Below are 25,369 nucleotides of genomic sequence, written 5' to 3'. Positions count from 1 at the left end.
TATATGAAATGCTGATCTAAGCATATGTAGGTATGCAAATAGGTTAATGGTGTAGAATACTTATATGAGAAAAATAAATAAAATTAAAGGAGAAATACATATGAAAGTAGTAGCGTTAGTAGGTAGTTTACGAAAGGACTCGTTCAACATGCAGTTGGTGAAAACGATTGAAAAAAGATACAGTAACCGTTTTGACATGGAAATAGCGGAAATCGGAAATCTGCCGTTCTTTAATGAAGATGATGAAAAAACACCGCCAGAAGTAGTGGTAAACTTCAAGAATTTGATTGCAGGAGCAGATGCTGTATTAATCAGCACGCCCGAGTTCAACTGGTCCACTTCCGGCGTTTTAAAAAATGCGTTGGAATGGCTATCCAGGGTGGATAAACCGATTGCAGGAAAACCGGTATTGCCGATGGGCGTTTCCCAAGGTGCAATGGGTTCATTGAGGGCTCAATTACACTTGCGCCAAGTCCTATCCAGCATCCAAGCGACAACAATGCCGCCAGCAGGCAATGAAATCATCATAGGGGCAGCAGGCCAAAAATTCAGTAATGGTGAATTAACGGATGAAATGACACTCAAGTTCCTGGATATGGTTATCGATAAGTTCGTAGAATTTGTAGGCGAACAAAATAACTGAGTAACACCATCTAAAAAAACCTTTCACAGAGAGTGTGAAAGGCTTTTTTGTCGTTACAAATACTTTAATCGTCGATGTTCAAGTGAAGGCAAGCTCATTCCGATTAGAATAACCAGGATACCCACAACTTGGAGTATAGTCAGCGTTTCGCCTAGTAAAATGACGGAAGCAGTGACAGCGACCGGCAGTTCCATAGCGCTTAAAATAGAGGTCATAGCACCACCGACTTTTGGCACTGCAATGGAAAAGAGATAGATTGGAATGACAATCCCGAATAATCCGAGGATCAACCCATAAATCCATAGCCCGCCGCCAAATAAAGTGCCGTTCCAAACAATCTCGGGTGTTTGGAAGAAGAAAATGGCGATTGCTGCGAAGAACGACGTGAATAGCAGGCGTGTTTCGGTATCCATCCCTTCAACAACGCGTTGGTTGATTGTCACGAAGGACGCGAAGCTGACGGCAGAGGCCATACCCCATGCCCAACCTTGCCATGGGATTCCGCTTAAATCGGCATCGATAATACCGGCCGCAAGAATGGTTCCGCCGAAAAGGAAGACAAGTGAAATCACTTCGATTCGCTTCGGCAGACGCCGTTTTGCGATACAGTCGAACAACATACCAACCCAAGTGAACTGAAATAGCATGACTACCGCAAGAGATGCCGGCATGTATTCAACCGCTTGGCCGTATACCGTTCCAGTCGTTGCGGTAAATAACCCCGCAATGACTAATGTAAAACCGCCTCCGAATTTGGGAACTTTATGTCGTACGATGATAAAAACAATAAGTGCTATAAAAAACCCGACGAAGTATTGGCTTGTTACCGCTTCCGCAGCGGTAAAGCCGTCTCTGATTGCCAGTTTTATAATTGTTGAAAGGATTCCGTAACAACTTGCCGCAAAGATGATTAATAAGGGATACATCCATTGTTTCATAAGCAAAGTCCTCCTGTTCCATCACACCAGTATAGCATGGCTACCTAAACTTTTATAAGTCTGATGTCTGACTTCTATTGGGGTTAATTTTTGATTTGAAATCGTGCTCAATATGACACGGTATATTCTACCACACTGGGCATCCTTCCCGTATAATGGTTTCCATGATACGATGGAAAAAAACAATTTGTAGGGAGTTTAACAATGATTGATACAACGAAAAAGCATGTGTTAGTGTACGGCGATGCGTTCGTCGATTATATAGCAGAAGATAGGTCGAATACGACGTTTAAAACGTATCTTGGCGGGGCAACAGTTAATGTTGCGGCAGGTATATCCAGGCTAGGAGCTCCTTCTTCATTCATTACTGTGACGGGTGATGATGAAACTTCGCAATTCGTCCGGGATGAACTAGGCAAAGAAGGCGTCGATTTGTCGTTTGCCAAATTGGAGAACGATAAGCGGGTAAGTGGTGTGTATGTTCATTTGTTGGAGGGCAATGAAAGATTGTTTCATACATATATTGATGACACGCCAGATATTCAAGTGGAGAAATCAGATTTAAAAAATATGGCATTCAAGGGCGCTTCCGTTTTGCATATTTGCTCTGGTACGATGTTTCATCCTACGGCGTTGAAGACAACCCGTGAGGCGGTTCATTTAGCTAAAGAGTCAGGGGCGTTGCTGTCAGTTGATGCGAATATTCGACCGCTTCGATGGGAAAGCGAAGCGATATGCAGAGAAACGATCCTTCCGTTCGTGGTTAAAGCGGATTTGGTGAAACTGACAGAGGAAGAATTGTTCCTCCTTACTGAAACGGATACCTTAGATGCTGGAATAGCGAGGTTAGCATCTTATCAGATACCCATTATACTTATCACCGCTGGCGAGCAAGGTACGTTCGCTGTCATTGATGGTGTTATGACACATGTAGGCGTAGAACCGGTTGTGCCTGTAGATACGACCGGGGCGGGTGATGCATTTATTGCCGGTATTCTTCGGCAGATCCACTTGAAAGGCAAACCTGAAACGCGTAAAGAATGGATAGACATTATTTCTTTTGGTAACCAACTCGGAGCGCTTTGTGCAACGAAACCGGGCGCACTATCTGCCATGCCACGGCTAGAAGAAATTGAAAAGTGAACATAGAATCCTTCCTTGAATTATACAGGGGAGGATTTTTTAATTGCGTTCCATATAGTAGTAATAACTTTCACCCCTGTTCTATACAATGTATAACACCAATGCTATACTTTATTGACCAACAATATCTAGGGAGGTTGTGAAGTGATTGTCTGAACTGGCTACTATACCGTGGAATCTTATCATGCCTTTACTCGTTCTTCAATTGATCCTTATGATTGTCGCACTTGTTGACGTGATCCGGCATCAGCGAACGAATGGACCGTTCATCATGTGGATATTTATCATCGTCCTAGGGAATTTAATAGGACCCATTGTGTATTTCATATTCGGGAGGCGGCAGGCATGACCCAATTGCTTCAAGTGGTGGATCTAACGAAAAAGTACGGAAGTACCAAGGTCGTCGATACGGTCTCATTTGAGTTGGAGGAGCACACATCAACGGCCTTAATAGGGCCTAATGGATCTGGAAAAACAACGACACTATCAATGCTTGCGGGTCTTGTTCCGCAGACAAGTGGGACACTCCAATTTCAAAGTACCGCTCGCCAAGATATCCAGTCGATTATTGGATTTCTTCCACAATACCCGAAGTTTTTCTCATGGTTATCTGCACTTGAGTTTACAGAAATGGCGGCACGCTTGAGTGGCGTGGAAACTAGGAAGGCGGTAATGGAGGCAAAGAAGACACTAGAATTCGTTGGTCTTGGTGATTCATTATCTAAAAAGACGGGGACTTTTTCTGGAGGGATGAAACAGCGGCTGGGGCTTGCGCAAGCGATTGTTCATAAACCCAAATTGATTCTTCTAGATGAACCTGTGTCTGCACTCGATCCAGTTGGACGTCGGCAAGTGATGAACTTATTGAAAGAGATACAACAAGAAACGACGATTTTGTATTCAACTCACATTCTAAATGATGCGGAAGAAATGACGGATCAACTTCTGTTTTTAAGACAAGGGAAACTTGTCGAACAGGGATCACTTGATGATGTGCGTTCACGATATGCAGAACCTCGGATTATTATTGAATTTGAAAAGGAACAGGAATTGCAACGTTTTACTGAAATGGCGCCATGGCATGTGTCGGCAAATGGGTTGACTGTAGCAATCGATGTACTAACGGAAGGTGTGGGAATGCCAGCAATTATAGCATTGTTACACGGGCAGTCATTTTTAGTGCGGAAGATAGAGCGACAAACAGCAAGTCTTGAGGAAATCTTCATGAAAGTGGCGGTGATCTGATGAGTGGGTTCAGTGTACTACTCAAGAAAGAATGGCGTGAAAATAGCCGGAATTTCAAGGTCTTATGGATTCCAATTGCTTTTATCATCTTCGGAATATTGGAGCCCGTGACAAACCATTTCCTTCCCGAGATTATGAAAAGTGTAGGCAATATGCCAGAAGGGGCCGATTTTCAATGGCCGGAATTCAAGGGAGAAGATATTTTCTCATCTTTGCTCGGGCAATATCAGTTTATCGGTATTCTTATTATTGTGCTTGCTTTCATGGGCTCAATCTCAGGGGAAAGAAAAAATGGAACGGCCACATTGCTGTATGTCCGTCCACTTTCCTATGGGCATTATTTTTTGAGCAAGTGGCTGGTTACAAATGGCGTTGTACTTGGTAGCGTTTGGCTTGGTATACTGGCTGCTTGGTATTATATTGAGATTCTTTTTAATCACGTGGATGCCTGGGAAGTCTTTGCTTTTATCGCGACCTATAGTATTTGGATAGTTTTCGTTGTGACGGTTGTGCTTGCGCTAAGTGCATGGCTTCCGACGGGCGGTGCGGCAGGGTTGGCAATTTTTGCCACGCTTATTTTTCAAATTATCGATTCCCTTATTGGTACGTATTGGACGGTCTCGCCATGGAAGGTAGCAATCTATGCGACATATTGGTTTCAGCCGAATGCCGATATGTCGGACTTGTGGATGAGTATTATCATTACTGTGTTATTCATTATCGTTCTTATCATTTTCGGTAGTAGTATGGCGAAACGAAATGCATCTAAGACGACTGTGTGAACATCGTATGGATTAGTGAAAGTTGATTGGAAAAAGCAGTGTCTTCTTCACGCTAAGTGAAAGAAAGCACTGCTTTTTATTGGTCAGCTAGGTGGGCTATGTTATGCCTGTCGCCCCTATTCAGGCGTTGTCGCTTTTCTTATTGTCTAGCTCCAACGCCTAGGGGCTCGGGTCATAAGCCATCCCAGCTATGTGGCAAAGTGCGCCACATTTCCGGGTCGTCTTATGCCTGTCGCCCCTATTCAGGCGTTGTCGCTTTTCTTATTGTCTAGCTCCAACGCCTAGGGGCTTGGGTCATAAGCCATCCCAGCTATGTGGCAAAGTGCGCCACATTTCCGGGTCGTCTTATGCCTGTCGCCCCTATTCAGGCGTTGTCGCTTTTCTTAGACCCCGGAAATTTTTCTTCACTGGACGAGGTGCTTTTTGTATCCCAGTGTCTTTTTTCTTCTTCCCATTCCATACGTGCATCTTCCATAGGGATTGCATCGACGGTTTTCATATCGTCATGCATATCGAAGAGGGTTACCTTATCGGTACGGATATTTTCAGGGTTATCCATAAATGGACCTTTTGCGTCTTCTCGGTCGTGTTCAGTGAAAACCTTTTTGTTCGTCATCCAAATCGACCTCCATTTCCTAAATAAAATTAAGCTTCGCGTACCATTTTGAGTAGCATATGGGCAAGCGTATGTTGCTCTTCTTTAGAACCTGCTTTCCAGAGTTCTTTCAATACTTTTTCTTCACGGTTTCGCGGTTCTTCATGTTTTGCAAGATAGTTTGCAGCGATTTCGGTTGTTTTAGCTAGCTGTTCATCACTCAGACCAAGACTTTCACCTTTGGAAACTTTTTCTGCAAGATATTGTTTGAAATTCGTGAAGCTTTCTAAAATCTCTTCTGTTTTTTCTGTGTTTAACTGATTCAGTTCTTTTTTGATCTTTTCTTCCATGCCCATACATAAAACACTCCTTTTCAGTCCTGACTATAGAATTCACCTATTCGGCGGAAACTAAACATTTATTGAAAAGCGAAGAATAGTGTTTTCAAAAAAAATCAACGGGTAAAGAAAGGATAACGTAAGTATTGACGGGAAAAGGAAGGAGCGTTTCAGGTGGCGGATAAAAAGTATGTAGGGACTTTTCATTCAATTGACACAGCTCTTAATAAGATTACCGAGTTGATAGCGAAAGGGCATTCTGAAGAAGAAATTTATGCGGTTTCAAATGGAGAAGATAACATTTTAATGATGCGGGGAGAGACAGATATCCACCTGCTTGGCTTGGAAGAAGGAAAGTGGTTGGATCACTCCAATACACTTTTCTTCGGAGAGGAAATTGTCGTCAATATATTGATGCGCTTGGGATTTACGGAAGAGCAAGCCAAGAACTATTTCACCGAAGTGGAGTTCGGTGGGGTTGCCTTTTTTGTGGACGCGAAAAAAACTAATCGTGATGACGCTGAAATGAAAAATCAAGATGAGGAAAATGAAATGGATAGTCAGGGAGAACAAAGCCCAAGTGGAGAATTATTAGCAAATCAGGATGATCAAAGCCGCTCTCTTGATAACGAAGAAACAGTTCCGCGTATCGATACTGGTAACTTGTAAGCAAAAAAAGAGCAGTATCCGCAATCGGATCAGCTCTTTTTTTGTATTAGTTATCCTTGTCACTGAAATGTTTTTTCAGTTTACCCAATTCTTCTTGTGCTTCACCCTTAATTTTATCGAATTTATCTTCAGCTTGTAGTTCGGCATTGTCCGTTGCGCTTCCAACCTGGTCTTCAGTTTCGCCTATAGCTTTGTTCACTGTGCCTTGAGCTTTATCTGAGAGCCATTCATCCGTCATTGAAATCCCTCCATGTTTATATTTATGGAGGTCTGTACCCTTGGAGCAACTAGGATAAACAACAAATAGGTAAGTCGGTTCATGCTGTCAGTTCTAAAGTCTTTATTTGTCTGATGAAAATGCGTCTTAACATACGTTCCCAATTTACTATGGAATGGGTATAATAAAGGTTGAATCGCATGAGAAACATATGGGGGAGATGGAATGATACGTAAGGGTCGATTTGCCTTATGGAATAATGAAGAGTATGAACTTGTTTCTTATCAGCGACAATATTACTTGCAGTCAAAAAATCCATCCGACCTGGCCAAAGGATTTGTAAAGACGAATGGAAATGAACATATTTTCATTAAGCCGGTTTCCGTTGAGGAAATTGATGACGCATATGAAATCGTTCCGTATGCCATGATTTCGGGATATCGTTTCGCAGTGAAAGGGTTTAACGAAGGATTGGGAACAATTGCACTTGTGACAAATAACCCGTTCGTTAAAGAAAAAATAGCTGTACGCCCTTATGGGAAGTTTGAATACATAATTGAAATTCCTAAAGATGAAATTCTTATTGAAGAAGACCTGATTCCTATTTCCGGGTTTTAACCTTCGGTCCAAAAAAAGACAATCTTATCCGTCGAAAAACGACGGATAAGATTGTCTTTTTTTATTGTTTCATTGCTTTATTATTTTAAAGCTTTTGATGTGATAGACGGTACCAATAAGTAACGACATATTTTGTCTGAATATAAAGTATGCATAGTTTGTATTAAAATCACTTCAAGTTGGCAAGCTTAAGCTTAAGAATTATTACAATACGATGTTGTAGCAGAACCGAGCTTTAGGAGGATGAAAGATGGCGGATGATAAGAAAGGTCTATCAAGGCGAGATTTTCTTAAAACAACGGGTATTGCAACCGGAACATTAGTTGGTGGTGGCCTGATTGGAGGACTCGTCGGGTACAACGCAAATAAGGGTGGAACAGGAACCCTGGACAAGAAAAAAGGTAATGATGAGCATGCCCAAGCAACCAATACGCGTGGATTGATGTTCTTCACGAATCAGAATGAGTTCAATGTGTTATCCCAGGCGGTTGAACGGATTTTCCCTAAAGACGATCTTGGACCGGGTGCAATTGGTCTAGGTGTACCATTCTTTATCGATAACCAACTAGCGGGAAATTACGGGAGTAACGCAAAAGAATATATGCAAGGACCATTTTTTGCTGGGGAGTCAACACAAGGCTATCAAAGTAAACTAACCCGTGCAGAAATTTTTAAACAAGGGATGGCCAGCCTAGATAGCGAGGCACAAAAACGTTTTGATAAAAGATTCGTTGAAATTGATGGTGGTCAGATGGACGAAGTACTGACAGCTTTCCAAAAGAATGAAGTGAATATGATCGGTGTATCATCAGAGTTTTTCTTTAAACTTTTACGAACGGCAACACTTGAGGGAGCTTACGCTGATCCAATCTATAACGGAAATATCAATATGGACGGCTGGCGGATGAAAGGGTTTCCTGGTCACCAAATGTCTTATATCAATGAGATTGAAAGTGAGAAGTTCGTGAAGATTGAACCAAAATCCGTCAGTAGTATGGAACATTAAGGGGGGAATCGTGATTGGCGAAGACATTGGAAAAAGTGGATGTTGTTACAGTAGGAGTTGGTTGGAGCGGCGGCATCATTGGTGCAGAATGTGCAAAAGCAGGTATGAAAGTTCTAGGACTAGAACGTGGAAATGAACGAAGTACAGAAGACTTTTTGATGGTTCATGACGAATTCCGCTATGCTATCCGTTATGATTTGATGCAAGATTTGTCAAAAGAGACGATTACGTTTAGAAATACCCGGAAAATGCGGGCTCTTCCAATGCGGCATATGGGGTCATTTTTACTTGGAGAGGGACTTGGCGGCGCGGGAACACACTGGAACGGAATGACATACCGTTTTTTGCCGTATGATTTTCAAATCAAGTCAATGACAGAGAAAAAGTATGGGAAGGATAAACTGTCAAAGGATTACTTGCTTAAAGACTGGGGTATTACATATGACGAGCTAGAACCATATTTCGATAAATTCGAAAAAACGGCCGGCATATCAGGCGAGGACACGAATCCTTTTTGGGGAAAACGGTCATCGGATTACCCAAATCCACCTATGAAAAAAACACCCCTTCTCAAGAAGTTTGAAAAGGCGTCAAATAGCCTTGGATATGACCCGTTCATGGTTCCATCGGCCAATTTATCTCAATCGTATGAAAATCCCGACGGAGAGACAATTGCTGCATGTCAGTATTGTGGATTTTGTGAGCGGTTTGGCTGTGAGTATGGTGCAAAAACTTCCCCGGAAATTACAGTTGTACCAACTGCAAGAAAAACAGGTAACTACGATGTCCGTTTCCATGCAAACGTAATTGAAGTATTGAAACAGGGAAATAAAGTGACAGGTGTAAAATATATCGATAGGCAAACGGGTGAAGAGTTCATCCAGCCTGCGGATGTCGTTGTCTTAACAAGCTATATGATGAACAATGCCAAGTTGTTAATGGTTTCGAACATAGGCGAACAATATAATCCCGAAACAGGAAAAGGAACACTCGGGAAAAACTATTGTTATCAAATTGAACCAGGAACAACAGGTTTTTTCGATGAACAAATGAATACCTTTATGGGGGCGGGGTCCCTTGGAATGACAATTGATAATTTCAATGGCGATAACTTTGATCATAGTAATCTTGATTTCATCCATGGGGCCAGTATTTCACTTACGCAAACAGGCAACCGACCTATCCTGACAAATCCAGTACCACCGGACGTGCCGGTTTGGGGAGCGGAATTCAAAAAGTCTTCAATTGAAAATTTCACACGTACATTATCCGTTTTCGGACAGGGTGCTTCCATGCCCCACAAAGAGAACTTTATGTCACTCGATCCCAAATATAAGGATGTATACGGCGTACCACTTCTTCAGCTAACCTATAACTTCACCGAACAAGATCGGAATCTTCATAAATTCATCACTGATAAAACAGCAGAAGTGATGAAAGAGATGGGCGCAAAGACAGTGATGGCCGGAAATCCAATTACGGATTATGATATTGTTCCGTATCAATCTACGCATAATACGGGCGGTACAATTATGGGCGCAAATCCGGAAGATAGTGTTGTAAACAATTACCTGCAACATTGGGATGCTGAAAACTTATTTGTCGTAGGTGCAGGAAACTTCAATCATAACAGTGGTTATAATCCAACAGGCACAGTAGGCGCATTAGCATATCGTGCAGCTGAAGGAATTATTAAATACAGCAAGGCAGGCGGCTCTCTTGTTTAAATGACAGGAAGTCACTTAGTAGATAATAAAGGAGGCGGAACAAATGGGAGGAATTGCAGCTATCGGTGTACCAGGCTTAATCATTATCCTTGTCATTGTACTGATTCTTTTTGGGCCACGGAAATTGCCTGAGGTTGGATCGGCAGTTGGAAAGACATTATCGGAATTCAAGAGATCAGCACGGGATATTATCGAGGATGATGAACCAGCACCGAAAGAGTTAAAGAAAACGGATCAATTGTAAGTAGGTGATGAAATGGATCCATACGGTGACCATAATCGTAAAATATTGAGTCCGCTCGATAAAGTTCTTGTTGAAAAGAAGAAGAAAGAAGTTCCAGTTGAACCTGAAGATGTAACGATAAAAGGAGAAACTGAAAGAGTCACAACAGAGTCGGAAATTGAAAAGATTGAGCCGATTTCAGAAGATAGCACCGGAGACGGTTCGGAAGACGACGAGTCACTTGTCGGGCATCTTACTGATTTAAGAAAACAGCTTATTAAAAGCGCGGGGGTATTTCTTTTCTTCATTATTGCTGTTTTCTCCACAATCAATCTTTGGTTTCCGTTTATAACACGTGGACATGAGCTTATTGTTTTGGGACCATTGGAAGTTATAAAATTCTATATGCTAATTTCCACTGCCCTTGCGTTAGGAATGTCTTTACCATTTCTATGCCATTTCCTTTGGCAATTTCTGAAACCGGGACTGAATAAACGTGAAAGTCAATTTCTCAGCCTTTATTCCCCTCTGATGTTTCTTTTATTCGTAGGCGGACTGGCATTCGGTTATTTTGTTGTCAATCCAATCAGTTATAATTTCCTTGTCGCACTGGGATCTGTGAATTTCAATGTTATGGTGTCCGCACAGGAATATGCACGATTTCTGCTAATGACAACGGTCCCTTTAGGGTTGTTATTTGAGTTACCGATTGTTGCCATGTTCCTTGCGGCAATTGGAGTCTTAACAGCTGATTCTATGAAAAAAGTAAGAAAGTGGTCTTACTTGTCACTTGCAATCGTTTCTGCACTAATTACTCCACCTGATTTCGTGAGCCAGCTGATCGTTCTCATTCCGATGGCAATACTTTATGAAGCAAGTATATTTATTGTAAGGCGAGCTGAAAGACGGAGTGCTGTGGCAAACTAAAACTTGAGACAAAACGTTTAATATAGAACGAAAAAGGTCGACTTTCATTTTCAGAAGTCGGCTTTTCCTTGTTAACTGAATAGGTATACCGAAGCAAAAATCCAAACAGATAAAACCAACTAAATCAAAGTCCCGTAAAAGGACCTTGGTCTAGTTGGTTTCGGTTTTACATGTTGAGACTGGAGGAGTTAGGCATTACTTTGCGGCCCTTTTTTAGGTGAAACCGCCCCTGTAAATGATTCGACTTGTTTCATCAGCTTATCCCTTGCGTCCTTATTTCGCATCAAGTACGCCGCGCCAAGTCCAAGTGCCGCCATTGTTATTTTGTTCATAGTGCACATCAACCTCCTCGCTTTTAATTTTCGGTTCACGATAATATACCCGAGAAACGGAAACTCATGCTTTTTTTCGTTTACTTAAATTTTTTACGGGGAAATTTAAAGTACATTCATGAATATCTTAATGAGCCTGATTACTAGGATTTGAAGGATTCACCAGTGTATTTCGCGAATCTATTTACGTAGTAAAAAGTTAAATGGAGATGAATGTGCAAATTACGTGGGAGGATTGAAAAGACAGAATCGAAGCCGGATTGAATAATATCTATATATGTTGACATAAAGAATCCTCTCAACAACGCTCGGCGCTTGGGGATGCCTCCCGCAATAAGCCAGACGGAAGACCACTGTCAGTCTTATTGCTTCGGCTACCCCAGTTAGGCGCCTTCGCTGGAAATTGCATAGAATCATTAGTTCAACATAATTTATTAAGTTCAGAACGGGCAAACACTATAATCTCAGGGAGGGATAGGATGAACAAGGTTATGGTGATCGGGGTTTCAGCGGGTGCAGGGAAGTCAACGTTTGCACGTCAAATAGGGGAGCTGACTGGAATTAAGGTCACATATTTGGACCGCCTATACTGGAAACCAAATTGGGTTGAAGCGTCAAAAGAAGAATTTACAGAAGCGCAGGAAAGTGCTGTACATACAAGTAAATGGATCATAGAAGGGAACTATAGCTCGACATTCGCAATCCGGGAACCGTACGCAGATACTGTCATCTATTTGGAACTGCCACTTTTCATTTGCCTATATCGTGTACTGAAGCGTCGGGTGCAATTTCATGGAAGAACGCGCGACGATATTGGTGAAGGATGCAAAGAAAAGATAGATTGGGCATTTCTAAAATACATCCTGACAACATACGGACCACGGAAAAAGGCAATGATTAAAAGAATGCAACACTATGCAAATGAAGGGAAAACCGTTCATCATTTGAAAACACCTACACAAATTGAGGGCTTTTTAAAAACAATGAAAGGAAATCCTCTTCTTAATAGAAAAACCATGCAATAATCGGACCAAGAAAGGAACCAAGAATGGCGGAAAGTGTCATTGCCACTGAACTCATGGATGCTTCCTGCTCACCGTATTCAATTGCCTTCGAGGTACCAAGCGCATGCGCTGCCACACCAAGTCCGATACCGCGACCAATCGCACTATCAATACGGGAAAAATTGAAAAAGGGCTGCACGAATATTACCCCCACGAGCCCCGCAATGATGACAAAGACAGTTGCCAAGGAAGGGATGCCACCTAATTGATCTGAAATCTGCATAGCGATTGGTGTCGTGATTGATTTTGGAAGGATGGAGAGTACGATTTCTTTTGAAAACCCAAGTATTTTCGCGAAAAAAATGCCACTTACCATGCCTATAATGATGCCAGCCGTTACGCCGCCAAGTATAGGATATAGATACTGCTTCAATAGTTTGCGCTGTTTGTATAAAGGAATGGCTAAAGCTACAATGGCTGGTCCCAGTAGCTTATCAATCCACTTTCCGCCAATCATATACGTTTCATAGGGAACATTGAACAGAAGGAGCACAATGATGAGAGCAATTGTCGTTGTCAAAATCGGAATTAGAAATGGATTATGGTATTTGACGTAGACAAGAGTCATCACGCTGTAAATAGCGATTGTCAAAAAGATAAAAAGAATGGCGAGTAGTATTAGCTGCATTTCGAACCCGCCCTTCTTTTTTCTGTACGTCTGGCAATGGCTTGGCTGACAAAACTGGCGATCCACATTGTCATGAACGTACTGCCGATTGTAATCGGTATCAGAAAGAATCCTTTACCTGTAAAGACATGGCCATAATTCATTACGCCAACCGTTGCGGGAAGAAAAAAGACAGGTAGTACAGATAGAAATAAGTAGGCGCCCGATTCAACCCATTTTAAAGAAACGACTTTCAACGATAAAGCTGCCCATAACAGTAACAGTCCAAGGATACTTCCGGGCAGCGGTATATGCAATCCACTTTGGAGCCATCCACCTACGAGGAAAAAGCCGTACAATATGAGTACTTGGGATAATTGTTTTATAAACCTCATAGGATTTATCCTATTTCTAACTCGTATATAGTTTTGGGTTAAATCCATGTCTGTGACATCCCTTTTTCAGTTAATGCATACTCGATGAGCACGGGCGTTTCAGGATGGACGTTTCGAATGCTTAAGTCTTGTTGTTCAAGATCTTTTAATCGCTCCGATAACGTTTTACCGCTGACACCAAGTTTCTCGGTCATTATGCGGAAGTGCCGCGGACCTGCCATCAACTGATACAAAATAAGTGCAGTCCAACGTGGGCCAAGAATGGAAATGACTTTTTCGAAACGAGGACAAAGTTCAAATTCGTTCATAAGAATAAAACCCCTTTCGATAAGATAGTGGCTTTGATACTGAGTATTGTAACATATGAGGTTAGTTACTCAGAGGGAATCTCGCTGCCCGTTAATACGGGATAAAGGTGAACTGGGGTTTGAAAATAAGAAGAGAGTTCAAGAATACGGTCTTTCACACTCGTATATCCTTCGAATGGGGCATTAAATGCGATACTCGGAGCACCAGCCAAGCCGTACAATTTTTAACGACTAAAGGTAAAGTCTTGAAACTTCCTTCGACACTATCCGTATAACAACGTATACTTTAAACTATAAACTTGTAAATATCGGTTGATGAGGAAGTGACAGTTTTGACGAAAAAGTTATGGTTTCAAGTCGGCGTAGGGATTTTACTAGTCTTGCTGATTATTAAATACTTTGTGGGCATCATATGGGTTTTCGATCCACTCGTTATTATTGCAAAAGTAATCTTCTTACCGTTATTGCTCGGCGGTGTTCTGTATTACATAACCGAACCATTGCAACGTTTTCTGGAGAAAAGAAAAGTACCTAGATGGGGCAGTATTTTGGCGATTATTGCGAGCCTCGGTATCGTTGTGTGGATTTTCATCTCTATCATAGGACCGCCAGTGACAAAACAGGTCAATAATCTGGTTGAAAATGCGCCTACAATCGCAACAGAAGTAGATCAAATGAAAGATGTCTTATTACAAGAAAAAAAGAATTTACCGGAAAAACTCCAGAATTCAATTGATAGTGCTGCAGATTCCGCACAATCGATTGCGATGAAATTCGGAAAATGGATTGTTCAGTTCTTGCAATCATTTTTCCAAGCTATGTTTTTACTAGTTCTTGTACCATTCTTCTTTATCTTCATGTTGAAAGATCACGAAAAGTTTGCACCGTTCATATATAATTTCTTTTCGGGAGAACGTCGTGAATGGATAAAGAAAACATTACATGACATTGACAACGTTCTTCGTTCGTATATCCAAGGGCAAATGCTTATCAGCTTTTTTGTAGGTGTCGTGTTACTTATCGGTTATCTAATTATTGGGCTTGAGTATGCATTATTGCTAGCCATTTTCGGGCTATTCATGAACCTTATTCCATTCATTGGACCGTGGATATCCGTTGTGCCAGCGCTGATCATCGGTTTCATCCAGGACCCTAAAGTGGGTATTGGCGTTGCGATTGTAATGGTTGTTGCACAACAAGTGGAAAGTAACTTCATCACACCGAATGTGATGGGTAAATCACTGAATATCCATCCGTTGACAGTCATCACCGTTATTTTAGCAGCAGGAAATATCGCTGGTTTTGTCGGTATTATCGTTGCTATCCCAACGTATGCGGTCGGCAAAGCGATAGTGAGCAATATTTACGCAAGACGGCGGGAAATCAAGCAAGCTGCGACGAAGACAATATAGAATTCTAGAAAAAGAAGCACTTTTCCAAAGGCGGAAAGTGCTTCTTTTTCATGTTTCAAAATACAAGTCCCGGTGAAGACTACAACCGGGATTAAATTCCGCCAAACAAGCGGGACATTCAGACTTACAATTCAAGTATTCCGAAATAGTCAATTCATGGCCGCAGCCTCCACATAGAATCGCTTTTTTATCGAATTGATCTTTTGGCCATACTGCCGGTTTCCCGCAACCATCCTCATCATGACATTGATAACAAGGATAATAGGTGTCACAACAATAAAACTTAATGGCGATCCGATCGATTTCCATATGATAATGCGCACAACGGGTTTCGTTATCAAGTATCTTGCCGCGCAAAATTTTATTTTTAATAAGCAAAATGGCATCCCCTTTATGCTTGGTAACATATAAGTTCTTGCTGATTACTTCAACGGGCAGAATCCACACTGCATCAGACCAGGTACATCTTTGGAAAAACAGCACGTTTTGCGAACTTCAGTATTCAATAACTGGGAAGGCTCGCATCCATTCAAATATGTTGCGAATAACGAACGTGAGGCAATTCCTTCCCAGAGCATGTCTTCTTTCAACAAATCAAGATCGACTCGAGCCTCTTCGGCAGTTGCGGGATTCCCTAAAAGGACATGGTATTGCCAAAGAAGATAGCCGAAAATATTTTCCCATAATGTGAGTGGTGAGACGGAGGAAACTGTGCGGATTTGTCGGATGACTGCATCGCACTCTTCTTTTAACAAGTATCTGATGATAGTCCGCCGATCTTTATCCTCCACATCCTGCCAATCATTCGAATGAACAAACATACTCACTGATAACTTCCCATACTCTTCTTTTGTACCGAACGTAAGGCGGCTCATTTCACCAACCCATAGTTCATCATATACAGCCAGGTTGTAAAATTGAAGTGCAGTAAACATGCCAAGTCTGCGCATGAAATAAGACGCTGCGACTGTTCGATTTGGACTGCCGCTTACTGCTTGAATGACATTCAATACATTTTCCGTTTTAGCATCATCAAGAAGTGTTTCCAACGTGAAAAGTACCTGTTCCGGTTGGTCAACGTAAATACTATACATATTCAATTGTTTGAGTTGATCCGTCGTTAAATTAGTCATACTTCCATTATATCGTTTCAGTAGTAAAACATCCAAGTTGAGCAAGCGCTCAGTCTGAGATATAATAAGATGATGTAAATACCGGTAGGAGTGAAATTAGCGTGTCAAAAAGATTGAATACAGAAGAACTACTTGACTTGATTGCAGAAGAGGCCGATATTATTGTTCCGATTGCAAACGGAGAGCCACATCGTCTGCTTGATATATTGGAAGAGAATTATTTGAAACTAAGAAACGTAAAAATACATCAGATGTTAGCGTTAAAAGAACGGAACTATATATTGGGTGAAATGAACAATCACCTATCACATGTATCTTACTTTTTAAGTGGGGCAACTAGGAAAGCGTATTATGAAGGTAAAGTTGAATTGGTACCAAATCTATTCCATGAAGTACCACGGATGTTGAAAAAAGTGACGAAAATGTCGATGGTGATGGCTGTGGCTTCTCCAATGGATGCGCATGGATACTTTTCACTTGGGACGCAAGCGGATTACGTTTCCGAGTTTATCGGTAATGTACCATTTGTTTTGGAAGTGAATCAACATATGCCGCGCACATTTGGTGAAAACCAGATTCATATTAGTCAAATAGCAGGTTTCATCGAAAACGATGTGCTTTTGTCTGAAGAAAAGGCACCGCTGATTAGTGAAAAAGATAAAGAAATTGCAAGGTTCGTAACAAGTGACATTAAGAATGGTGACTCGCTTCAAATCGGTATCGGCTCCATCCCGAATGCAGTCATGGGGATGTTGAAAGACCATCGTGATTTGGGAATCCATACTGAAATGCTTACGGATGGAATTGTGGATTTAGTAGCTTCAGGTGCGGTTACGGGCCGGAATAAATGTACGCACAAAGGGAAGATTGTGGCAACCTTTGCATTCGGGACGCAGCGATTGTACGACTTTGTTCATAACAATCCGTCTGTTGAGTTTTTACCCGTCAGTGTCGTAAACGACCCACGTGAAATTGCAAAAGAAGAACGGATTGTTTCTATCAATGCAACTACGGAAGTGGATTTGTACGGACAATGTGCATCTGAAACAATTGGTGGTCGTTATTATTCATCAACGGGTGGTCAAGCCGACTTTGCACGTGGCGCACACCTTGCTAAGTACGGCAAGGGGTATATCTGCATGCATTCAACAGTGAAGAACGACACGATATCACGTATTAAATTTCAATTGACGCCAGGTTCTGTCGTTTCTACGTCAAAAAATGACGTCGATAACATTGTTACAGAATATGGGATTGCACGTTTGCACGGGAAGTCGTTAGCAAATCGTGCGAAAGCACTGATTAATATCGCGCATCCAGCGTTTAGGGAAGAGTTATTGTTCGAAGCAAAAAAGAACGGCATTCTATAAGGCAGTGGACAGCATCCTATTAGTAGGGTGCTGTTTTTAATTTACTGGAGCAAATTTATTGTGCAAATATACCCCGTGTGGTATATTTCGAAGTAAGGAAGTAGAAAAACAAAAATGTGGGAGGGATTGTTTATGTATTTTCAATCATTTACAGATAAAAACTTGGCGCAAAACGCTTATTTGATCGGTTGTCAACGAACAGGAGAATCGATTATTATCGATCCACCACGTTCCTTTACTCATATAATTGAAGCTGCTAAAAAAGAAGGGCTTCGCGTTACGGCAGCAGCAGATACGCATATCCATGCAGATTACGTTTCAGGGGCCCGTCAATTGGCGGTAGAACATGGAGTGAAGTTGTATTTAAGTGATGAAGGTGATGAGAATTGGAAGTATCGTTATACGGATGGAATCGATGTACAACTTGTAAAAGAAGGTTCGACGTTTTCAATAGGTAACATCGACTTTGATGTCTGGCATACACCAGGCCATACGCCCGAAAGCATTTCTTTCATCTTGACAGACCGCGGGGGCGGCGCAACTGAACCGATGGGTATTTTCACGGGAGATTTCGTATTTGTAGGCGATGTTGGCCGCCCGGATTTGCTCGAGAAAGCGGCAGGCATTAGTGGTACGGCTGTTAGAGGGGCACGGGAAATGTTCCAATCGATTAACCGTTTCAAACAATTACCGGATCACTTGATTGTCTGGCCTGGTCATGGTGCTGGTTCGGCGTGCGGGAAAGCACTCGGTTCGGTTCCAACCTCAACTGTTGGTTACGAGAAAAAGTTTAACTGGGCGCTTCAAATCGATGATAAAAACCTTTTTGTAGAAAAACTATTAAAAGGTCAGCCGGAAGCGCCTACCTATTTCGCTGAGATGAAGAAAGTGAATAAAGGCGGTCCTGCCATCTTGGAAAACAGAGTAATTGAGGTTATCGGAGACGCAGGAAAGCTGAAGGATGTCCTATCGGAAGAAAGTAATTTGGTGATAGATGCAAGACCTGCAGCAACAGCTGAAAAAGGCCTACTTCCAAATGCCATCAATATTCCGTTCAATAAATCGTTTGCAAATTGGGCCGGATGGCTAGCGAAGTACGATGAAGATCTTATCGTTGTCGCAGATATAGACGACCGTGTAGAAATTGAAAACACGCTTCACTCAATTGGTCTTGACCGAATTCGTGCATTTGCCGATCCCGCAATTTTGGCGGAGACAGCTTTGAATACTTATGGAACAATTAATGTAGATGAATTTAATGAGCAAATGAAAGATGAAAATGCATTTATAATAGATGTTCGAAATGATACTGAATGGAATGATGGACATCTTCCGGATGCACATCACAGCTTCTTGGGAAAACTACGCAGTGCCGCAATTCCTGATGATAAGGAACTACTTTTGCATTGCCAAGGTGGTGCAAGATCCGCGATTGCTGCAAGTGTATTGAAATCCCGTGGTTTTGAAAATGTGAAACATATGGCTGGTGGTTATGCGGCATACAAGAAAGCAGGGTATGAAACAGAATAAATGAGGAGGAAACTGAAATGGAATGGTTATTTATTGTACTGATTGTCGGGTATTTCCTCTGGCGCATGATGCCTGGAAAAGAAGTGAAGACAGTAACAACGACTGACGTGAAGGGAATGTTGAGCGACAAAACGAAACAACTTATTGACGTCCGTACACCGGCCGAATTCAAAGGGCGCCATATTAAGGAGTTTAAAAACATTCCATTAAATACGTTGAAATCACAAGTGGGTAGTCTTGACAAAACAAAGGAAACAGTTGTTATTTGTCAAAGCGGCATGCGCAGTGCGCAAGCCGCGAAGATTTTATCGAAGTCAGGATTTACGAATGTTATTAATGTCAAGGGCGGTATGAGTGCTTGGCAAGGATGAAGTGAATACGTCAAAGAACGTCTTTTAAGCCACTATGATTTGGCTTGAAAGACGTTTTTTTATGTTTACAAATGAGGGTATCTAAAGAAGTTTAGCAAAGTCCGGACTATCTTGAAAGGCGTCCATTGAACCTGTCAAAAAGATTGTCAGAAAGCCTCGGTTTCCCTTAATCCGCCCACTCATTCTGTTAGGCGGAAACATATAATTTACATGAAGAGGTGGTGGAAGTTGAAAAAAGACAAAACTGTTGGTAGACACGATCCATTTGAAATTGAACAGCGTGAATGGAAGCAAAGGCAAACGAAAGAACGGCTGAAACAACTGTTAACGATTGCCTCTCCACTACTCCTGCTCTTATTGTGGGAGTTCATGTCGAGGACGGGGATAATGGATATTCGTTTTTTTCCGCCGCCAACAGCAATCATGGGTACATTTATCGAAATGCTTTCAAGCGGTGAGATGGCCAATCATATCGGTGTTTCATTATATAGAATTCTATTGGGGTTCTTACTGGGCGTCATTCCGGGTATCATAGTCGGTCTATTAATGGGACTTTATTCGCCAATCCGACATTTCATATCACCGATTGTAATGGCACTCATGCCGATACCTACACTTGCTTTGCTTCCGATAATCATTATTCTTTTTGGAATTGGGGACTTGTCGAAAGTAATAACGATTGCAGGAAGTGTATTTTTTCCTGTAGTTATTAACACAGTTGCAGGCGTCATTAATATTGACTCGATATACTTGGATGTTGCGAAAAACTATGGCGCTGATAGAAAGAGTTTTTTCTTGAAAATTGCTTTACCAGGTGCGATGCCGGTCATGCTGGAAGGAATTCAGATGGGGCAGGCGATTGCGCTTCTAACAATTGTTGCAGCGGAAATGATGGGAGCTACCTCGGGGATTGGCTTCCTGATTTGGACCTCATACAAAGCGTTCTTGTTACAAGAAATGTATGTAGGGCTCATCCTCATTTCATTTTTCGGTTACCTATTTTCGCTATTGTTACGAGGCATCCAGAAAAAGATTCTACCGTGGAGGTGAATGCATGAGCAAGGAAATAAAAATTAATATTCGTAATTTGACAAAAGCATTTTATAAAAAGCAAGCAAGTGTTACAGCATTGGATGATATTTCACTGACGATTAATGATGGTGAATTCGTCTGTCTCGTTGGGCCCAGCGGATGTGGAAAAACGACACTTCTTCGTATTCTGGCAGATCTTGAAACGCCAAGTATCGGGGAATTTACAATTGCAACCGGTGGGGAAGATCGCCCCCTTCAGTCAATGGTTTTCCAAGAAAGAGGGATTATTCCATGGCTTACTGTACGAGAGAACGTCGCGTTTGGGCTTAAGATGCGCCATCTGCCTAAAAAAGTAGTGAAAGAACGAACAGACTATTACTTGAAAAAGACCGGGCTAGAAAAGTTCTCTTCTTTGTATCCGAAAGAATTGTCCGGAGGCATGAAACAACGGGTCAGTATTGCAAGGGCATTTGCGAATGACCCGGAAATACTGTTAATGGATGAACCGTTTGCTGCACTTGATGAACAGAACAAATTCATCTTACAAGAGGAATTGTTATCAATCTGGTCGGAAACAGGTAAAACGGTGTTGTTCATTACCCATAGTATTGACGAGGCATTACTGCTCAGTGACCGTATTCTTCTCATGAGCTCACAGCCCGGGAGGATCATCGACGAAATTATCGTAGATATGCCACGACCGAGAAGGATGGAAGATATACGGGAAGATCCGATTGTAGCGGGAAAGTTCATTAGGATTTGGAAACATTTGCAAGAAGAGGTACAGCGCTCAAGGCTGGAAGATGATTGAAAAGGAGGACTACTATGACAAGGTGGATGAAAAGCGGGTGGTTCATCGCATTATTTGTATTAGCATTACTAGTAAGCGCATGTTCTCCGAAGGAAACGGCAAAACCAGAGACAGGCGCCAGTGATGATGATGGGTATCCATCAGGAGATTTGGCACCACTAGAAAAAAGAGCAAAGGTTGTCATTGCCGAAGACGGTGCCGCTTCCGGTGCAGGATTTTATATTGCCAAAGAAAAAGGCTATTTTGAGGACTACAACATCGAAGTAGAATTTGCGAAGTTTGGGAACAGCGATGATATGCTGCCAGCACTAGCAGCGGGGGAAGTTGATATTGCGGGAGGCGTTTCGACTGCATCCTTTTTCAACGCAATCGCACAAGGAATTGACGTCAAAATTATTGCGGATAAAGGGCATAACGTACCAGGAGAATCGTATTTCACTTTTGTCATCGGTAATCATATGGTCGATGAAATAAAAGACTATGCGGACTTTAAAGGAAAGAAAATCGCAGTATCGTCGCGTAATGCAATTGACGGATATATTTATGAAGAAATGCTAAAGCATGCCGGACTGACTGAGGATGACGTTGAATACGTGCATATTGCAGACTTCGGATCGATGCTTGGCGCAATCGATGCGGGTACAATCGACGCTGCACTTAGTATCGAACCGCTTATTACCCAGGGTATCGAAAATGGTTTCCATGTCCGATTTAAGGACGCGACAGATTACGCTCCTGAATCTCAGATTGCACTAGTACTTGGGTCGCCTCAATTCATGGACGAAGAAGAGGATATTTCACTGCGTTTCATGGCCGCTTATTTAAAAGGTGTACGCGATTACAACAATGCATTTCATAAAGACATTGGATTAGATGAAGTGATTAGTATAATGACAAAGCATACAGCTATGAAAGATCCTGCGTTGTGGGAAAAAGTAAACGTCACCGGGCTTGATCCAGATGGGAAGATGTTCATTGACGATATTAAAAAGCAATATGAGACCTACAAGGCGAACGGGGCCATCCGTGGCGAAATCGACTTCGACAAGGCGATTGATACATCGATAACGGAGAAGGCAGTCGAGACGATCGGAGAGTATGATCGGGAATAGGCGATAACGGTTGCCAAAGCGGTGATAACCTACCCCTCGAGTCGGTGATAACAACCCAAAAGAAATTGCCCGTACCTTAATCGGTGGCGGGCAAATTCTTTTTCGCGAGTGCTGTCTGGAAACTATGCAGTGCCATACCGGCAATAATGACTGCCATACCAACCAACGCAATGGGACCTGGAAGTGCGATATGTAAAATGAGCATTTCGCCAATCATCGCAAAAATGAGTTCTGTTGACTGTGTCGCTTCAACGGCCGCAAGTTTCCCTTGATCGCCCTGCACAAGATCAGTAGCCATGAAAAAAAGCGTAGTGGCAATAACACCTGAACTGATGGCGACGATAAAAGACTGTCCTATCTGATTCATGGATGGTAGTCCGACAGTTACCCATGCATAGAGGGCAAAGCCAATCCAGATAGGAATCGTCATCAATGTCATACCGAGTACACGTTGAAACGTATCCAGTCGACCACTTAGTAATTCCATCATTTTTCGGTTGCCAAGTGGATATGCGAACGCCGCCAATATGACGGGTAAGATACCGAGTACCAACGTCTTTGTATCCACGTTTTGTGCATTCGGTATTTGAATAAGTACGACACCTGCCAGGATGATCAATGTAATACCAAGTGATATGACAGGTATTTTATGACGGATTTTCTTTTCACCGTCTTTGGTGTTAACGAGTATCGTAAACAGCGGAGCGAGAAGAACACCTGCAACAATTGTCAACTGCCAAGTACCCGCGAGTAACCAACCGGGACTGTAGGCGGCGGCAAATGTTAGCGGAGCGTAGAAAAAGACAAAAGCTGTAACACTCCATATGAAAAACGGAGCAGGCTTCGCAACCATCTCACGCTTCACGCTACCGAGTCCACCGCGGTAGGCAACGATTGCTACTAAAAAAGGTACCATGAAAAAATAGCGAAGGGAGGCACTCCAAAGCCAGCTTCCCCCTGATAACTCCATAGATCTATTCAGTACGAATGTTACCGCAAAAAATACAGATGAAAGAATTCCGATCCAAATGGCCTTCATCCGGCGACCTCCTTATGCACGCGCTTCGAAAAGCTTAACCGCTTCAATAATGACATGCGTTGCTTTCTCCATATTATCAACGGAAATGTATTCATATTTACCGTGATAGTTTTCGCCACCAGTGAAAATATTCGGTGTCGGCATGCCCAGATAGGAAAGTTGGGATCCATCAGTGCCACCGCGGATAGGGACAATATTTGGTTCGATATCTAGTTTCTTAAACGCGTCAGAAATAATATCAACAATCTCCATGACAGGTTTAATTTTTTCACCCATGTTGAAGTACTGTTCGTTAATCTTAAGTGATACCACATCGTCACCGTATTCTTTTTTCAAGATATCGGCAGTTTCAACGAATAACTGTTTCTTGGCATCAAATGTATCACGATCGAAATACCGGATAATATAACTGAGCGTTGTTTCCTCAGTAGAACCTTCGAATTGCATAAGGTGAATGAAACCTTCGTGGCCTTCCGTCTTTTCCGGAATTTCATCGGCAGGCATGGCCGCATGGAATTGGTTAGCAACCAAAATAGAGTTGACCATTTTGTCTTTTGCAGAACCAGGATGAACGCTAGTTCCGTGGAACGTCACTTCTGCACTTGCTGCGTTAAAGCTTTCATACTGTAATTCACCAATCGGACCGCCATCCATTGTGTAAGCATACTTGGCACCAAATGCTTCAACATTGAATTTATGTGGACCACGTCCGATTTCTTCATCAGGTGTAAATGCAATACGTAGTTTGCCGTGTTTTATTGTAGGGTTGGCTATTAAGTATTCCATTGCAGTAACAATCTCTGCAATTCCAGCTTTATTGTCGGCACCCAAAAGTGTTGTGCCGTCGGTCGTAATAAGTGTATGATTAATGTAGTTTTTCAATTCAGGGAAGTCTTTTACTTTCATGATTGTTTTTTCATTAAGCGCAATGTCTTTGCCGTCATAGTGTTCAATTAGTTGTGGTTTAACGTTTTTCCCAGTGAACTCAGTTGCCGTATCGACATGTGCCAAGAATCCAATAACGGGTACATCGCGATCTGTGTTTGTGGGAAGTGAAGCGAACAAATATCCGTTTTCATCAAGTGTAATCTCTTCCAAACCAATTTCCGACAATTCCTTTTGAAGTTCGTGTAACAAATTCCACTGTCCAGATGTCGAGGGAGTGGATGTGCTGTCAGCATCAGATTGTGTGTCGAATTTTGCATATCGTACAAGACGTTCAATTAGTTTTTCTTTCATATTAAAAAACTCCTCCTAAAAGTAACTTGCGATACTCCTATCTTATCAGATTGTTCAGGTTGACGGAATATTTTACAACTCAGGTGCCGACACTTGCGGCTGTAAAAACGCTGTGCAGTATAATACACCGCCATAATAAAAGCACACCAATTTGAAATGTCATAGACGAACCGAGTGATAGTAAGTGCCCTTCTGTTCCACCTACTTATAGAAAAGATTGAGGAAGTATTTATCAACCTTCAATCTTTGCAAAAAAAATAACCGCCCGCAATCCGTAAAATAACAGGATTACAGGCAGCTAATGAAAATCGTTAGACGATTGAGTAATTCTTATGCGCAACAACAGTAAGATTGGATGCAGCACCGATTTTGTCGGCGTCTTCCTCTGAAATTTCGACAATGACAGAGTTCTCCAAAATCTTAAAAATCGTACCATTCACTTCAAAATCATTACGAACGAATGTAATTTGTTCATCGATTTGTCGTGCAGCGACAAAAGGCGAAACTTCTTTATCCCTACGTGGAAAAGCCATTCGAATTCCC

The 25,369-nt window shown here is 42.0% G+C and carries 32 protein-coding genes; 19 read left to right on the top strand and 13 right to left on the bottom strand.

The features are described from left to right. The first annotated feature begins 100 nt into the window (after positions 1 to 100). Positions 101 to 643 carry an NADPH-dependent FMN reductase gene (locus FILTAD_RS02895; RefSeq protein WP_124069005.1) on the top strand — a complete coding sequence of 181 codons (543 nt, stop codon included), beginning with the start codon at positions 101 to 103 and terminating at the stop codon, positions 641 to 643. 53 nt (positions 644 to 696) lie between these two features. Here FILTAD_RS02895 and FILTAD_RS02890 read toward each other — a convergent pair whose 3' ends face one another. After that, positions 697 to 1,581, bottom strand: a complete 885-nt coding sequence (locus tag FILTAD_RS02890; RefSeq protein WP_124069004.1) for an EamA family transporter — start codon at positions 1,579 to 1,581, stop codon at positions 697 to 699. Between the two features lie 204 nt (positions 1,582 to 1,785). Here FILTAD_RS02890 and FILTAD_RS02885 point away from each other — a divergent pair, with 204 nt between their 5' ends. The 4 genes from FILTAD_RS02885 to FILTAD_RS02870 all read left to right on the top strand — a co-directional run bounded on the left by FILTAD_RS02885 (position 1,786) and on the right by FILTAD_RS02870 (position 4,751). Continuing rightward, the gene (locus tag FILTAD_RS02885) at positions 1,786 to 2,724 is read left to right on the top strand and encodes a carbohydrate kinase family protein (RefSeq protein WP_124069003.1); all 939 of its coding nucleotides are present in this window, start codon (positions 1,786 to 1,788) and stop codon (positions 2,722 to 2,724) included. A 148-nt stretch (positions 2,725 to 2,872) separates the two neighbouring features. Beyond that, entirely contained in the window at positions 2,873 to 3,073 is a 201-nt protein-coding gene (locus FILTAD_RS02880) for a PLDc N-terminal domain-containing protein (RefSeq protein ID WP_124069002.1), read from the top strand. Continuing rightward, positions 3,070 to 3,969, top strand: a complete 900-nt coding sequence (locus FILTAD_RS02875) for an ABC transporter ATP-binding protein (protein ID WP_124069001.1) — start codon at positions 3,070 to 3,072, stop codon at positions 3,967 to 3,969. The genes FILTAD_RS02880 and FILTAD_RS02875 overlap by 4 nt, the downstream gene beginning before the upstream one ends. Next, on the top strand, positions 3,969 to 4,751 hold the full coding sequence (locus tag FILTAD_RS02870) for an ABC transporter permease (protein WP_124069000.1): 783 nt from the start codon (positions 3,969 to 3,971) through the stop codon (positions 4,749 to 4,751). The genes FILTAD_RS02875 and FILTAD_RS02870 overlap by 1 nt, the downstream gene beginning before the upstream one ends. Before the next feature lie 364 nt (positions 4,752 to 5,115). Here FILTAD_RS02870 and FILTAD_RS02865 read toward each other — a convergent pair whose 3' ends face one another. Continuing rightward, positions 5,116 to 5,367 carry a hypothetical protein gene (locus FILTAD_RS02865; protein ID WP_124068999.1) on the bottom strand — a complete coding sequence of 84 codons (252 nt, stop codon included), beginning with the start codon at positions 5,365 to 5,367 and terminating at the stop codon, positions 5,116 to 5,118. A gap of 29 nt (positions 5,368 to 5,396) precedes the next feature. Next, the gene (locus FILTAD_RS02860; RefSeq protein ID WP_238988128.1) at positions 5,397 to 5,702 is read right to left on the bottom strand and encodes a DUF3243 domain-containing protein; all 306 of its coding nucleotides are present in this window, start codon (positions 5,700 to 5,702) and stop codon (positions 5,397 to 5,399) included. 156 nt (positions 5,703 to 5,858) lie between these two features. Here FILTAD_RS02860 and FILTAD_RS02855 point away from each other — a divergent pair, with 156 nt between their 5' ends. After that, complete coding sequence (locus tag FILTAD_RS02855; protein ID WP_124068998.1) at positions 5,859 to 6,353, top strand: YflT domain-containing protein; 495 nt, start codon at positions 5,859 to 5,861, stop codon at positions 6,351 to 6,353. A gap of 46 nt (positions 6,354 to 6,399) precedes the next feature. Here the strand turns inward: FILTAD_RS02855 and FILTAD_RS02850 are convergent, their stop codons facing one another. Continuing rightward, complete coding sequence (locus FILTAD_RS02850) at positions 6,400 to 6,591, bottom strand: CsbD family protein (protein WP_124068997.1); 192 nt, start codon at positions 6,589 to 6,591, stop codon at positions 6,400 to 6,402. 204 nt (positions 6,592 to 6,795) lie between these two features. On the opposite strand from FILTAD_RS02850, the gene FILTAD_RS02845 reads away from it, so the two are divergent. From FILTAD_RS02845 to tatC, 5 genes are all read left to right on the top strand, one after another. After that, positions 6,796 to 7,188: a hypothetical protein gene (locus tag FILTAD_RS02845; protein ID WP_124068996.1), complete on the top strand. Its 393-nt coding sequence runs from the start codon at positions 6,796 to 6,798 to the stop codon at positions 7,186 to 7,188. Positions 7,189 to 7,438: 250 nt separating this feature from the next. Beyond that, positions 7,439 to 8,194, top strand: coding sequence for a gluconate 2-dehydrogenase subunit 3 family protein (locus FILTAD_RS02840; protein ID WP_124068995.1), 756 nt, complete (start codon positions 7,439 to 7,441; stop codon positions 8,192 to 8,194). 14 nt (positions 8,195 to 8,208) lie between these two features. After that, a complete protein-coding gene (locus tag FILTAD_RS02835) occupies positions 8,209 to 9,921 on the top strand; it encodes a GMC family oxidoreductase (protein ID WP_124068994.1) in 1,713 nt (570 codons plus the stop codon). A 43-nt stretch (positions 9,922 to 9,964) separates the two neighbouring features. Continuing rightward, positions 9,965 to 10,165: a twin-arginine translocase TatA/TatE family subunit gene (gene tatA, locus FILTAD_RS02830; RefSeq protein WP_124068993.1), complete on the top strand. Its 201-nt coding sequence runs from the start codon at positions 9,965 to 9,967 to the stop codon at positions 10,163 to 10,165. A 12-nt stretch (positions 10,166 to 10,177) separates the two neighbouring features. Next, positions 10,178 to 11,071: a twin-arginine translocase subunit TatC gene (gene tatC / locus FILTAD_RS02825; RefSeq protein ID WP_124068992.1), complete on the top strand. Its 894-nt coding sequence runs from the start codon at positions 10,178 to 10,180 to the stop codon at positions 11,069 to 11,071. Positions 11,072 to 11,259: 188 nt separating this feature from the next. On the opposite strand, the gene FILTAD_RS15920 is transcribed toward tatC, so the two are convergent. Continuing rightward, positions 11,260 to 11,403 carry a hypothetical protein gene (locus tag FILTAD_RS15920; RefSeq protein ID WP_203229636.1) on the bottom strand — a complete coding sequence of 48 codons (144 nt, stop codon included), beginning with the start codon at positions 11,401 to 11,403 and terminating at the stop codon, positions 11,260 to 11,262. A gap of 479 nt (positions 11,404 to 11,882) precedes the next feature. On the opposite strand from FILTAD_RS15920, the gene FILTAD_RS02820 reads away from it, so the two are divergent. Then, positions 11,883 to 12,428, top strand: a complete 546-nt coding sequence (locus tag FILTAD_RS02820) for a P-loop NTPase family protein (protein WP_124068991.1) — start codon at positions 11,883 to 11,885, stop codon at positions 12,426 to 12,428. Here the strand turns inward: FILTAD_RS02820 and FILTAD_RS02815 are convergent. From FILTAD_RS02815 to FILTAD_RS02805, 3 genes are read right to left on the bottom strand one after another with little or no spacing between them, the layout of a single operon-like run. After that, positions 12,406 to 13,095 carry an LrgB family protein gene (locus tag FILTAD_RS02815; RefSeq protein WP_124068990.1) on the bottom strand — a complete coding sequence of 230 codons (690 nt, stop codon included), beginning with the start codon at positions 13,093 to 13,095 and terminating at the stop codon, positions 12,406 to 12,408. The two genes, FILTAD_RS02820 and FILTAD_RS02815, sit on opposite strands and share 23 nt — an antisense overlap. Further along, a complete protein-coding gene (locus tag FILTAD_RS02810) occupies positions 13,086 to 13,469 on the bottom strand; it encodes a CidA/LrgA family protein (protein WP_124068989.1) in 384 nt (127 codons plus the stop codon). Before FILTAD_RS02810 ends, FILTAD_RS02815 begins: the two co-directional genes overlap by 10 nt. A gap of 38 nt (positions 13,470 to 13,507) precedes the next feature. Next, positions 13,508 to 13,777 (bottom strand): winged helix-turn-helix transcriptional regulator, encoded by a 270-nt coding sequence (locus FILTAD_RS02805; RefSeq protein WP_124068988.1) that lies wholly within the window; start codon positions 13,775 to 13,777, stop codon positions 13,508 to 13,510. Between the two features lie 332 nt (positions 13,778 to 14,109). On the opposite strand from FILTAD_RS02805, the gene FILTAD_RS02800 reads away from it, so the two are divergent. After that, positions 14,110 to 15,189, top strand: a complete 1,080-nt coding sequence (locus FILTAD_RS02800) for an AI-2E family transporter (protein ID WP_124068987.1) — start codon at positions 14,110 to 14,112, stop codon at positions 15,187 to 15,189. Between the two features lie 48 nt (positions 15,190 to 15,237). Here the strand turns inward: FILTAD_RS02800 and FILTAD_RS02795 are convergent, their stop codons facing one another. Together FILTAD_RS02795 and FILTAD_RS02790 are read right to left on the bottom strand one after the other, a co-directional pair. Continuing rightward, the gene (locus FILTAD_RS02795; protein WP_415579403.1) at positions 15,238 to 15,561 is read right to left on the bottom strand and encodes a CHY zinc finger protein; all 324 of its coding nucleotides are present in this window, start codon (positions 15,559 to 15,561) and stop codon (positions 15,238 to 15,240) included. Positions 15,562 to 15,611: 50 nt separating this feature from the next. Continuing rightward, the gene (locus tag FILTAD_RS02790) at positions 15,612 to 16,322 is read right to left on the bottom strand and encodes a hypothetical protein (protein ID WP_124068986.1); all 711 of its coding nucleotides are present in this window, start codon (positions 16,320 to 16,322) and stop codon (positions 15,612 to 15,614) included. Between the two features lie 101 nt (positions 16,323 to 16,423). On the opposite strand from FILTAD_RS02790, the gene FILTAD_RS02785 reads away from it, so the two are divergent. From FILTAD_RS02785 to FILTAD_RS02760, 6 genes are all read left to right on the top strand, one after another. Next, on the top strand, positions 16,424 to 17,692 hold the full coding sequence (locus FILTAD_RS02785; RefSeq protein WP_124068985.1) for an acetyl-CoA hydrolase/transferase family protein: 1,269 nt from the start codon (positions 16,424 to 16,426) through the stop codon (positions 17,690 to 17,692). 132 nt (positions 17,693 to 17,824) lie between these two features. Further along, positions 17,825 to 19,222, top strand: a complete 1,398-nt coding sequence (locus FILTAD_RS02780) for an MBL fold metallo-hydrolase (protein WP_124068984.1) — start codon at positions 17,825 to 17,827, stop codon at positions 19,220 to 19,222. Positions 19,223 to 19,239: 17 nt separating this feature from the next. Continuing rightward, positions 19,240 to 19,593 carry a rhodanese-like domain-containing protein gene (locus FILTAD_RS02775; RefSeq protein WP_124068983.1) on the top strand — a complete coding sequence of 118 codons (354 nt, stop codon included), beginning with the start codon at positions 19,240 to 19,242 and terminating at the stop codon, positions 19,591 to 19,593. Between the two features lie 228 nt (positions 19,594 to 19,821). Beyond that, positions 19,822 to 20,643 (top strand): ABC transporter permease, encoded by an 822-nt coding sequence (locus tag FILTAD_RS02770; protein WP_238988126.1) that lies wholly within the window; start codon positions 19,822 to 19,824, stop codon positions 20,641 to 20,643. A 4-nt stretch (positions 20,644 to 20,647) separates the two neighbouring features. Beyond that, positions 20,648 to 21,436: an ABC transporter ATP-binding protein gene (locus FILTAD_RS02765; protein WP_124068981.1), complete on the top strand. Its 789-nt coding sequence runs from the start codon at positions 20,648 to 20,650 to the stop codon at positions 21,434 to 21,436. Positions 21,437 to 21,450: 14 nt separating this feature from the next. Then, positions 21,451 to 22,548 (top strand): ABC transporter substrate-binding protein, encoded by a 1,098-nt coding sequence (locus FILTAD_RS02760; RefSeq protein WP_238988125.1) that lies wholly within the window; start codon positions 21,451 to 21,453, stop codon positions 22,546 to 22,548. A gap of 76 nt (positions 22,549 to 22,624) precedes the next feature. Here the strand turns inward: FILTAD_RS02760 and FILTAD_RS02755 are convergent, their stop codons facing one another. The 3 genes from FILTAD_RS02755 to FILTAD_RS02745 form a co-directional block, all read right to left on the bottom strand. Next, entirely contained in the window at positions 22,625 to 23,587 is a 963-nt protein-coding gene (locus tag FILTAD_RS02755) for a DMT family transporter (protein WP_124068980.1), read from the bottom strand. 12 nt (positions 23,588 to 23,599) lie between these two features. Further along, positions 23,600 to 24,826 carry a peptidase T gene (gene pepT, locus FILTAD_RS02750; protein WP_124068979.1) on the bottom strand — a complete coding sequence of 409 codons (1,227 nt, stop codon included), beginning with the start codon at positions 24,824 to 24,826 and terminating at the stop codon, positions 23,600 to 23,602. Between the two features lie 311 nt (positions 24,827 to 25,137). Then, positions 25,138 to 25,359 carry a DUF2187 family protein gene (locus FILTAD_RS02745; protein ID WP_124068978.1) on the bottom strand — a complete coding sequence of 74 codons (222 nt, stop codon included), beginning with the start codon at positions 25,357 to 25,359 and terminating at the stop codon, positions 25,138 to 25,140. Positions 25,360 to 25,369: the final 10 nt, after the last annotated feature.

It is taken from the genome of Filibacter tadaridae (assembly GCF_900609045.1).
Taxonomy (GTDB): Bacteria; Bacillota; Bacilli; order Bacillales_A; family Planococcaceae; genus Sporosarcina; species Sporosarcina tadaridae.
Note: the sequence above shows the minus strand (reverse complement) of the source record. Positions and strands in the feature narration are given on the sequence as shown.